Source organism: Candidatus Planktophila sp., from assembly GCF_040402275.1.
GTDB lineage: Bacteria > Actinomycetota > Actinomycetes > Nanopelagicales > Nanopelagicaceae > Planktophila.
Map to the genome: position 1 here is coordinate 33,584 of NZ_JBBAMW010000007.1, position 10,619 is coordinate 44,202.

12 protein-coding genes are annotated in these 10,619 nt (G+C 45.9%); 5 read left to right on the forward strand and 7 right to left on the reverse strand.

The annotated features are described in order from the left end of the window. The 7 genes from AC9UEY_RS03040 to AC9UEY_RS03070 form a co-directional block, all read right to left on the reverse strand. A partial coding sequence (locus tag AC9UEY_RS03040; RefSeq protein WP_509537579.1) for a beta-ketoacyl-[acyl-carrier-protein] synthase family protein occupies positions 1 to 707 on the reverse strand: 707 nt, incomplete at its 3' end. An 11-nt stretch (positions 708 to 718) separates the two neighbouring features. Beyond that, positions 719 to 967 carry an acyl carrier protein gene (locus tag AC9UEY_RS03045; protein WP_509537581.1) on the reverse strand — a complete coding sequence of 83 codons (249 nt, stop codon included), beginning with the start codon at positions 965 to 967 and terminating at the stop codon, positions 719 to 721. Between the two features lie 113 nt (positions 968 to 1,080). Further along, positions 1,081 to 2,100: a beta-ketoacyl-ACP synthase III gene (locus tag AC9UEY_RS03050; RefSeq protein WP_509537584.1), complete on the reverse strand. Its 1,020-nt coding sequence runs from the start codon at positions 2,098 to 2,100 to the stop codon at positions 1,081 to 1,083. Beyond that, complete coding sequence (locus AC9UEY_RS03055) at positions 2,097 to 3,005, reverse strand: ACP S-malonyltransferase (protein WP_509537587.1); 909 nt, start codon at positions 3,003 to 3,005, stop codon at positions 2,097 to 2,099. Before AC9UEY_RS03055 ends, AC9UEY_RS03050 begins: the two co-directional genes overlap by 4 nt. A gap of 78 nt (positions 3,006 to 3,083) precedes the next feature. Continuing rightward, positions 3,084 to 3,935, reverse strand: a complete 852-nt coding sequence (locus AC9UEY_RS03060) for an SGNH/GDSL hydrolase family protein (RefSeq protein ID WP_509537590.1) — start codon at positions 3,933 to 3,935, stop codon at positions 3,084 to 3,086. Between the two features lie 2 nt (positions 3,936 to 3,937). Beyond that, positions 3,938 to 5,098 (reverse strand): glycosyltransferase, encoded by a 1,161-nt coding sequence (locus tag AC9UEY_RS03065; protein ID WP_509537593.1) that lies wholly within the window; start codon positions 5,096 to 5,098, stop codon positions 3,938 to 3,940. Continuing rightward, positions 5,095 to 6,234, reverse strand: coding sequence for a glycosyltransferase family 4 protein (locus AC9UEY_RS03070; protein ID WP_509537596.1), 1,140 nt, complete (start codon positions 6,232 to 6,234; stop codon positions 5,095 to 5,097). Before AC9UEY_RS03070 ends, AC9UEY_RS03065 begins: the two co-directional genes overlap by 4 nt. Positions 6,235 to 6,355: 121 nt before the next feature. On the opposite strand from AC9UEY_RS03070, the gene AC9UEY_RS03075 reads away from it, so the two are divergent. The 5 genes from AC9UEY_RS03075 to AC9UEY_RS03095 all read left to right on the forward strand — a co-directional run. Continuing rightward, positions 6,356 to 7,141, forward strand: a complete 786-nt coding sequence (locus AC9UEY_RS03075; RefSeq protein ID WP_509537599.1) for an electron transfer flavoprotein subunit beta/FixA family protein — start codon at positions 6,356 to 6,358, stop codon at positions 7,139 to 7,141. Beyond that, complete coding sequence (locus tag AC9UEY_RS03080) at positions 7,138 to 8,091, forward strand: electron transfer flavoprotein subunit alpha/FixB family protein (RefSeq protein ID WP_509537602.1); 954 nt, start codon at positions 7,138 to 7,140, stop codon at positions 8,089 to 8,091. The genes AC9UEY_RS03075 and AC9UEY_RS03080 overlap by 4 nt, the downstream gene beginning before the upstream one ends. A 10-nt stretch (positions 8,092 to 8,101) precedes the next feature. Next, on the forward strand, positions 8,102 to 9,241 hold the full coding sequence (locus AC9UEY_RS03085) for a cysteine desulfurase family protein (protein ID WP_509537605.1): 1,140 nt from the start codon (positions 8,102 to 8,104) through the stop codon (positions 9,239 to 9,241). Next, complete coding sequence (mnmA, locus tag AC9UEY_RS03090; RefSeq protein WP_509537608.1) at positions 9,238 to 10,311, forward strand: tRNA 2-thiouridine(34) synthase MnmA; 1,074 nt, start codon at positions 9,238 to 9,240, stop codon at positions 10,309 to 10,311. Before AC9UEY_RS03085 ends, mnmA begins: the two co-directional genes overlap by 4 nt. Beyond that, positions 10,308 to 10,619, forward strand: a 312-nt coding sequence (locus AC9UEY_RS03095) for a DNA ligase LigA-related protein (protein ID WP_509537611.1), incomplete at its 3' end; no start/stop codon positions are given. The genes mnmA and AC9UEY_RS03095, both read left to right, overlap by 4 nt.

A 10,619-nucleotide genomic window follows, 5' to 3' on the forward strand; every position in this document is an offset into this window, starting at 1 on the left:
AGAATTCCGCCACCTTCACCCAACACAAATCCATCACGGTTGAGATCATATGGACGCGATGCGCGAGCAGGATCATCATTGCGAGTAGATAAAGCTTTCATTGCAGCAAAAGCTGCCATTGGAAGTGCGTGACACGCAGCTTCAACTCCGCCACTAACAACAATGTCTGCGCGGTTGTTGCGGATCATTTCGAATGCATAACCGATTGCTTCAGCACCCGATGCACACGCACTCACAGGTGTGTGGACGCCAGCTTGTGCTTGTAATTCAAGACCAATGTTTGCAGCTGGCCCATTAGGCATCAGCATTGGCACGGTATGGGGGCTAACTAAACGTGCACCTTTATCATTCAAAATATCGTATTGCTCTAAAAGAGTTGTTACGCCGCCGATTCCTGATGCGACGACAACACCTAGACGCTCTTTATCTATGTCGGGAGATCCTGCATCTTTCCAAGCCTCACGTGATGCGATCAGTCCGAATTGTTCTGAACGATCAAGGCGTCTGATTTCAACGCGCTCCATTTGCTCACTTGGTTCAACTGCAACTCGCGCTGCGAAGGTCACTGGGATTGTTTGGGCCCAATCCTCAGTTAGAGATCGCACACCGCTTTTGCCAGCCAAAAGGCCGGCCCACGTTGTTGCTACATCTCCACCTAGAGGAGTGGTTGCACCAAGACCAGTGACAACAACGCGACGACGAGTCATTGTTTAAAAACTTACTTTGATGCGTTAACTATGAAATTGACTGCATCTCCAACGGTTACCAAATCTGTGACACTCTCATCAGGAATCTTTACTCCGAAACGCTCTTCTGCAGCAACTACAACCTCAACCATGCTGAGTGAGTCAACATCTAGATCGTCAGTGAAGTTCTTATCTAACTCAACTGATGCAGCAGGAATACCGGCTACTTCTTCAACAATTTCCTTCAGTCCTGCAAGTACATCTGCTTGTGCAAGTGCCATTATTCTCGTGTCCTCTTCTATATCGATCGAGTGTGCAAGGTCATTATTGTGTATCAAGTGAGCTCTTACTTACGAGTATTGCACCCCCTAAGTGGCGTAAATCTCAATGAATTTTATGGCTTAGGCGGAAGTTCAACAACCTGTCCCGCATATACCAAACCTGCGCCATAGCCGATAAGTAGTGCCAATTTTCCGTGCAACTCAGGATGCTCTTCCAAAATTCGATCCATTGCTAACGGAATTGAGGCGGCAGAAGTATTTCCATTTGTGCGTATGTCGTCTGCAATCAAAACAGAATCTGGAATCTTCATTTCCTTTGCCATGGTTTCGATAATACGAACATTAGCTTGATGCGGAATAAAGGCACCAAGTTCATCAACAGAAACTCCTGCTACTTCAAGTGCCTTCAAACCAACTTTGCTCATTGAATAAACTGCCCAACGAAAAACTACTTGACCTTGTTGTGAAATATTTGGCCACCCGAGTTCGCCAACACCTTTATCTGGATTGTTCTTGTAATCTAGGAAAGATGGAGTCAAGGTAATCGCATCACGAGAGTCGGCATCCGACCCCCAGATAGTTTGCCCAATCCGTGGTTGATCGCTCTGACCGATAACAACGGCTCCAGCACCATCTGCAAAGATGAATGCGGTAGCACGATCATCAGGATCGGTGTAGTCAGACAATTTTTCCACACCGATGACTAATACATTCTTCGATGTTCCTGATCGAACTAAATCACTTCCCATTGCAACGCCATAACAAAAGCCCGCACACGCTGCACTGATATCAAAGGCAGCAGCTTTTGGATTGCCAAGTTCATTAATTAACTCAGTTGCCGCACTCGGTGCCTGAAATGGATAAGAAATCGTAGAAAGTATGACTGTGTCGATATCTGTAATACTTAATTTGGCTCGCTTTAAGGCTATTTCACAGGCAACTTTTGCCATCGAAATAACAGTTTCATCATCACCTGCAAAGCGGCGTGATTCAATTCCTGTGCGCTGTTGGATCCACTCATCGGTTGATTCGATGCGATCTACAATCTCTGAGTTTGGGACGACGCGCTTTGGGCGATAAGTGCCGACAGATAAAATTCTGCTGTGCCCCACGGGTGCAACTGTGATGCTCATGCGTGCCTTCCTGCAAACTCTCGTGCTGCATCTAAATCATCCGCGCTCTTTAAAGCAAAGGTTTCAATTTCACTAGCTGCGCGCTTGAGTAAGCCAACCAGAGTTCCGGCCGGTGGCAGTTCAATGACACCCGTAACACCTAGTGATTTCAAAGTCTCCATGCATAAATCCCAGCGGACGGGGTTAGCGATTTGATTAACGATTCGATTGAGCACATCTGCGCCATCTGTTACTACCTGGCCGTCTTTATTTGAAATCACCTGAATAACAACAGAATGGGTTGTCACAGTTGTTGCCAAAGCTCGAAGAGGCTCAACTGCCGGTTGCATGAACTGTGTATGGAAGGCTCCTGCAACAGCCAATGCTCGTACCCGCGCACCTGCTGGGGGATTCTCGTTTAATGATGCAAGTGCGTGTAAATCACCTGCAGCCACAATTTGTCCACCACCATTGTCATTTGCTGCAACTAAGTTAAGTGAAGTAATAGCTGCTAAGACTTCAGCCCGATCGCCTCCAAGAACTGCTGACATTCCAGAAGGTGATGTGGAAGCTGCTTTTGCCATTTCAGCTCCACGTGTGCGAACAATTCTTAGCGCGTCACTTTCTGAGATAGCACCTGACAGGGCAGCAGCTGCTAACTCACCAACTGAATGACCCGATGTGACGGCAAAATTCTTGATTCCGAGTGCATGAGCGCCAAGCAATGAGGCGGCAACAATTAATGGCTGTGCATTAGCCGTGTCTTTAATTTCTTCAGCATCTGCAACTGTTCCAAGGTGCAATAAATCCAAGCCAATCGCATCTGACCAAGAAACCAATAGTTCTTTGAGAGATGGATCTTGAATCCAGCTACTAAGCAATCCTGGAGTTTGCGACCCTTGTCCAGGGGCGATGATTGCGAGCACCTGTAGATATTAGTGTGCATATTTACTTACTATCTAGTACGGGAGGTAAGCCAAAGCGCCGCCTGCTAATGCTGGGGATTAAGAGACTCTTTCTTCGTTAACTTCCTGTAAATCCCACTGAGACTGTGGTGAAAATTCAGGGTAGTACATAGTTCCTAATTCATCAGCCTTACGTACAAAGATTATTTTGACTAACTCAACGCTCATTAAAAGTAATGCAGCCGGGAAGAGGTCAAAGGATCTCTTAAAAAACCAGGGGGTACCATTTCGTAACATCCATAAGACTGAAGACTTTTTACTAGTTAATGGCGTTTCTTCAATAGTTATGGGATCAATCTGCCAATTGCGTCGTAATAAGATCTCCCGAAAATGAGTGGCCATTATTTGATGACCGTATTTGCTTGGATGCATCCGATCTATGTGCCAAACTTTTCTTTCGTAAATATCTTCAATAGAGCGAGTAAGAAGAATTTGCGCATTGAACTCACGACCAACTGAATGAATCACTCTATTGACAGCATTGATACGTCGGGTTAATACTCGAGCAAGCAATTTTGGCAGCGGAACAACTTGTGTTGGATCATGTAGCTGTAATAGTAGAACTTCTGCCCCTGATCTCTTTAACTCTAAAATAGTTGCCCGTAGATTTTTATGCAATTTATTAGGATCAAATCCGTTACGTAACGCATCATTTCCTCCCACGATAACAGCGGCGATATCTGGCCTAAAAACCAAAGCCTTTGGAAGTTGATCCTCGAGCACCTCAGCTGATTGAGCACCTGGCCGTGAAAGATTTATATACACAAGTGGACCTTGAAAATGTTTTGCTAAGTAGTAACCCCACCCTTTTGTTACCCCGTACTTATCACTGTCGCCAACACCTGAAGCTGCGCTGTCTCCTAAAATTGCGAAGGTGGCAACTTTTTCCATTGTTAGGCCGCTCTCAACCTTTTTTGATTGACAGTGACTTCGCGACCTGCGCCATGCAAGCGGAGCATCATCATCAATGTAGAACTCCACGGATAGTTTTCTGCTTGGTGCTGGCAACGAATGGGCAAGGCCCTATCGGCGACGCTATAGGCAAGAACCTTCTGAATGGCTAGTGAAAAGGATTTTGGGTTGTTCTCGGCAACAGCTCCAACAGGCTCTGGTGATTCTAGGAGTAAGAATTCGCCAACGGCGCTGGTTGACGAGGCCACAACTGGTGTTCCTGAAGCTAGTGATTCAAGTGCTGCTAAACAAAAAGTCTCGATTGGTCCTGGAGCAATTGATACATCGGCACTTGCAATTATTTCTGCAAGCATTTTCCGATCAACGATATATCCCATGAAAGTGACCGGCAGATCTTTAGATAACCCTTTTAGGGTTTTAAACATTGGGCCCATGCCAACAAAAATTAACCTGGCATTTACGCCGGCAGCAAGTAGTTCTTTCAGTGCCAAAATTGAGTTCTCAGGATTTTTTTCCTTTGACATACGTCCACAGTGCAGGAGCAGTACATCAGCACCTTTAAGAAGTTCAGTTCTTAAAGCCTCACTTCGTCGATAAGGGGAGAAGTTTTCTAAGTCAACGCCAAGTGGTACGTGGGTAAGATTCTTTGTCTTAATCTCACGGAATTCACGAGAGGCAAACTCTGTTGTTGCAATAACGTTATGGAAACGACTTGCTAGTCTCGTGTTATGCCAATTAACGAACCATTTTAATTCAACTTTGAAGAAGGATTTCACAAGACCAGAAAGTGTTTCATGACTAAATACAACTGTGTGAATGCCTCGTGTCTTAGCCCAGAGACCTACCTTAGATAGAGTGAAACGGTCAGAGACTTCCAAAGCATCCGGCTTAAGAGTAATAAGTAATTTCTTGACATCCCGGTTATTGCGGATGATTCGGTATCCACCGCTAAAGGGTAAAACAATTGACGGAACAGTAATTTTTTTACCGTGCAAAGTTTCTTCACAAAAAAAGCCGTTGCCTGGAACTATGTATGTGAATTCATGACCACGTGCGATATATCCAGATCCAAGCTCATGAAGAGTTGTTCTAATTCCACCGGACTTTGGTCCATAGAAATTAGCAATATGCACAATCTTCATGCGACTCTCTCATTCTGCTGGGCCTGACTCAGTACCAAATCCTTATAGTGTGAAACTAGCTGACTATTTACTAGCTCCCAGGTGCGATGAATGACTGATTCTCTTGCTCGCTCACTCATCAATCTATGTTCAGATGAATGCAGAAGTTGATTAACGCTGTGGTTGAGAGAGTACGTGTTAGAGGTGTCAATGAGGAAGCCAGTCCAGCCGTGCTTTACTAAATCGGTTGGCCCACCAGAATTTGGTGCAATTACTGGCACACCCGATGCCAAGGCTTCTTGGATAGATTGGCAGAATGTTTCGTGCTTGCCGGTGTGAACAAAGATGTCAAGAGATGCGTAGTAACGCGCAAGGTCTTCTCCGCCTTGGTAGCCAACGAATTTTGCATTAGGCAGTTCTCGTTCAAGTCTCATACGAGCGGGGCCATCACCAACAATTACCAACTGGATATCATCACGCTTATCTAGTACAGCCAAGTCATCGATGCGTTTTTCATTTGCTAAGCGACCAACGTAGCCAACAAGTTTTCTATCTGGGCGATTACCTAAAAGCTCACAACGTAAATTGATATCTCGCTTCTCAGGTGAGAACTTGACTGAGTCAACTCCACGTTGCCAAAGATGCACATTGTTCACACCTGAACTCTTCAGATCTTCACAAGACCAATTAGAAGGTGCCAATGTTCTAGTTGTGCGTGTGTGAATTCTTGCAACCCACTTCTTTAGTGAGTCATGGGCGATCGTTAAGCCATAGTGACGAGCAAAACCCGCTACATCGGTTTGGTAAATAGACAGAGTTGGAATTTGAAGTCTCTCTGCAACTCGGGCGGCGTAATTTCCGAGAAAGAATGGTGAGGCTAAGTGAATAACATCTGGAGAGAATCCATCAATCAGTGGCTCTAAAGTTTTATGGGGAAAACCCACAGGCAACATGCCTTTCATTTCAAAACTAGGAACACGTTTGACGCGATAACCCGCGTACTCATTGACTCCGCCGGCGCTAACAGGTGCGATCACTAGAGCTTCATGACCTTGGCTGCGCAGATACTCGAGAACTCTTAAGACTGAGTTGGTGACGCCGTTGATTTGGGGGAGGAAGGATTCGGTAACGATGACGACCCGTAGCGGCGTGCTCATGGATGCAGATTGAGGCAGTTCTCAGGCCTCAAGTAGAAGTTGAGGTTACGTGTTGGCAAACCTGGTATGAAATCTCTAATTGGGCTGGTGATTAGGGTTACTGACCAGTAACATTTGCCCTATGAAGATTGCCGTGTGTGTAAAGCAGGTCCCGGACTCATGGGCTGAAAAAAAGATGGTCAATGGAATTCTTGATCGTGAAAATGTTGATGCAGTTCTCAACGATCTTGATGAGTACGCCGTTGAAGAAGCACTTCGTATTGTCGAAGCACATGGCGGAAATGAAGAAGGCGGCAGCAATACCGTCACAGTAATTTCAATGGGGCCAGAACGCGCAACTGAAGCGGTTCGAAAAGCTTTATCTATGGGCGTTAATGATGCAATATTGGTAACTGATCCAAAGCTAGCGGGTGCAGATGCGCTCGCAACATCGGCTGTTTTGGCCGCAGTCATTGAAAAAGGTGGCTTTGATCTAGTTATTTGTGGAACAGAGTCAACAGATGCGCGCATGAGTGTTGTGCCAGCAATGTTAGCTGAACGCTTAAATGCTGCTCAACTAACTTTTGCATCAAAGGTTGATGTGGATCCTGCAGCAGGCAAGGTTTCAATTACACGTGTGACAGAAGCGGGTGTTGAAGAAATGCACGCACAGTTCCCTTGTGTTATCTCAGTTGTAGAAAAGATTAATGAGCCTCGCTACCCATCATTTAAAGGAATTATGGCTGCAAAGAAAAAGACAATTGAGAGCAGAGATTTAGCGATGGTGGGAGTTTCGGCAGAAGGTGCCTGGTCACTAGTTGCAGATGCAACCCCGCGTCCAGCTCGCGCAGCAGGAATTAAAGTTACAGATGATGGAACCGGTGGCGAACAACTGGTGTCATTCCTAGCAGAAAAGAAGTTGATATGAGCACAGTATTGATTCTGGCTGACTTTGTCGGCACAAAGGCAACTAAGACAAATGCTGAATTAGCTACTGCTGGTGCTCGTATCGGCGAGGTAACAGCCGTTGTCCTTGCACCTGTTGGCCAAGGTTCATCACTTGCATCTGCGATCAACCGTGGTCCAATTACAAAGGTAATCATTGTGGAATCTGATGCATTTGTAGCTAATGGTGTTGCAGCCGTTGCTGATGTTTTGGCTCAAGTTATTGCCGCACAATCACCAGCCGCAGTACTTATTGCATCCCATGCATTTGGCAAGGAAGTTGCGGCACGCACTGCAGTTAAGTCAGGTTCTGGAATCATTACCGACGCCGTAGATGTTTCAGCAGATATCACCGCAACTCAGTTGGTATTTGGTGGTTCTACAACAGTGCACTCAAAGGTTTCACATGGCACACCGATTATCACAGTGCGTCCAAATTCAGTCGATGCAAATACAACCGAATCAACACCAAGTGTTGAAACAATGTCATTCTCTGTCTCAGATGCTTCAAAGAAGGCAACGGTCACATCCTCGCAACCTCCAGTACAAGGTGGTCGTCCAGAATTAACTGAAGCAAACATTGTTGTGTCAGGTGGACGTGGCACAAATGGAGATTTCAGTGCGGTAGAAAACTTTGCAGACTCATTAGGCGCAGCCGTTGGCGCATCTCGCGCAGCAACAGATGCAGGTTGGTATCCACATTCATATCAAGTTGGTCAGACTGGCAAGACGGTTAGTCCGCAGCTCTATGTTGCAAATGGAATTTCAGGTGCGATCCAACACCGCGCCGGCATGCAGACCAGCAAGACAATCGTTGTAGTTAACAAGGACCCTGAAGCGCCACTGTTTGAAATTGCAGATTTTGGCGTAGTGGGCGATCTATTTGCTGTGCTGCCAAAGGCAACGGAAGGCATCAAAGCCCACAAGTCATAGACTTAGGCCTGTGCCTTCGATCTATGTAGACCATGCCGCAACGACCCCCATGTCGCCTGCCGCATTTTCGGCTATGTCAGATCAATTACAGCAACTAGGTAATCCTTCAAGTCTGCACACACATGGTCGTGCAACTCGCAAAACATTGGAAGATGCTCGCGAAGTGATTGCACAGAGAATTGATTGCTTGGCATCTGAAGTCATCTTTACAGCCTCTGGCACTGAAGCAAATAACATCGCCCTTAAGGGTTTGTTCTGGAACGGTAAGAAGAACGGCAAAAATGTTGTCATTATTTCTTCACTAGAACACCATGCGATTTTGGATCCTGCGCACTGGTTACACACGCACGAGGGCGCAGAGGTAATAACAGTTCCAGTGACCTCAGATGGTGTTATTGATTTAGATTTCCTTCGTACACTTGTCTCTGATCGTGGATCTGAAATTGCACTCATTTCAATTATGCACTCCAATAATGAAACTGGTGTGCTGCAACCTCTTCAAGAGATTGTCACAATTGCAGGAGACATTCCTGTTCACACAGATGCGGTTCAGAGTTTTACAAAGACACCACTGTCATATAAGAAATCTGGTGTTACCGCCTTGACGCTAAGCGCTCACAAAGTTGGTGGACCACTAGGAATCGGTGCTCTCATTTTGCGTCGCGCATATGAAATTCCTGCATTGTTACATGGTGGGGGACAAGAGCGAGAAATCCGCAGCGGAACATTAAATGCCCCGAGCATTGTTGCCTTCGCAACTGCGGTTAAAGATTCATATGATGCAGACAAAGTTTCAAAGCTCAGAGACTCCTTTATTTCTGGCGTCAAACTTTTAATTCCAGATGCTTATATAAATGGTGAAAAGAGTGCTCGCTTGCCAGGAATCGTCAATGTGACTTTCCCTGGAACACAGAGCGATACCTTGTTATTGCTTTTAGATAGCGCCCATGTTTCTGCTTCAACGGGATCAGCATGTAGCGCGGGCGTGCATGAGGCCAGCCATGTGCTTCTATCCATGGGCCATACGGAAGAAACAGCTCAGTCATCGCTCCGATTCTCTTTTGGGGCCACATCCACGCAGGCAGATGTTGATTTCGTTTTGTCAGTATTGCCCGATGTAATTAGCCGAGGACGGGCGGCGAACAAATGAAACTAATTGCAGCAATGAGTGGTGGAGTTGATTCTGCAGTTGCTGCTGCTCGCGCAGTAGAAGCTGGTCACGAGGTAATTGGAGTGCACCTAGCCCTTGCTGCAAATCCACAGAAGTATCGTTCCGGTGCACGCGGATGTTGCACAATCGAAGATTCACATGATGCACGTCGCGCAGCAGATGTAATCGGAATTCCTTTTTATATTTGGGATATGGCCGAAGAGTTTCACGATGGCGTTGTTGAAGATTTCTTAGCAGAGTACGCCGCTGGTAGAACTCCAAATCCATGTTTGCGTTGCAATGAAAAGATTAAGTTTGCAGCAGTCCTTGATCGTGCACGGGCAATGGGATTTGATGGAGTTGTCACAGGACACTATGCCAGAACAGAGATTGGTGAAAAAGGAAAGACTTTGCATCGAGCGGTAGATCATTCCAAAGACCAGTCCTATGTTTTATCAGTATTAACCATCGAGCAGATCCAAGGTGCAATATTTCCACTGGGGGATACAACCAAGGTTGATATTCGAATCGAAGCTGAAAAGCGCGGCTTGGCTGTTGCACAAAAGCCAGACAGTCATGACATTTGTTTTGTTCCATCTGGTGATAACGCGGGCTGGCTACGTGATCGCTTAGGCAGTGAAGTTGGTCCAATAGTTGATCAAGATGGAAAGAAGATCGGCGAACACAAAGGTGCATATACATACACAATCGGACAACGCAAAGGATTAGGACTTACTGTTCCAACATCTGATGGTTCCCCACGATTTGTATTAAAGATTGAACCTGTTACCAACACCATCGTTGTTGGTGCCCGTGAAGATTTAGCGATCACCACAATGCGTGGAGAAAGAGCTGTGTGGTGTGGTCCAGCTGTAACTGATCAAGTGCAGCACGGTTTTGTGCAGATACGTGCTCATGGCGCAGCGCTGCCATGTACTTATTACTTTGATGGAACTTTGCTTATTGCTACTTTAGAAGAGCCTCTATTGGGTCTGGCAACAGGGCAAGCAATGGTTATTTACGATGGTGATCGCGTCGTAGGTTCAGCAACAATTAGTGAGACTGAATGAGCACTAATCCGCGTCATGCCATGACCGAGCTTATAAATGAGATTCGGGATCATCAATTTAAGTATTACGTCCTAGATCAGCCAACAATTACAGATGCTCAGTTTGATGAGTTATTGGGCAAATTGCAGGTGCTAGAAGATAAGAATCCTGAGCTTCGAGAATCGGATTCGCCGACTCAGCATGTGGGAGGTGGATTTTCCACCCAATTTGAACAACGCGATCACATTGAAAAGATGATGAGCCTTGACAATGTCTTTGATTTTGATGAGCTTGCTACCTGGTTTGATCGAGTTGAAAAAGATATTTCA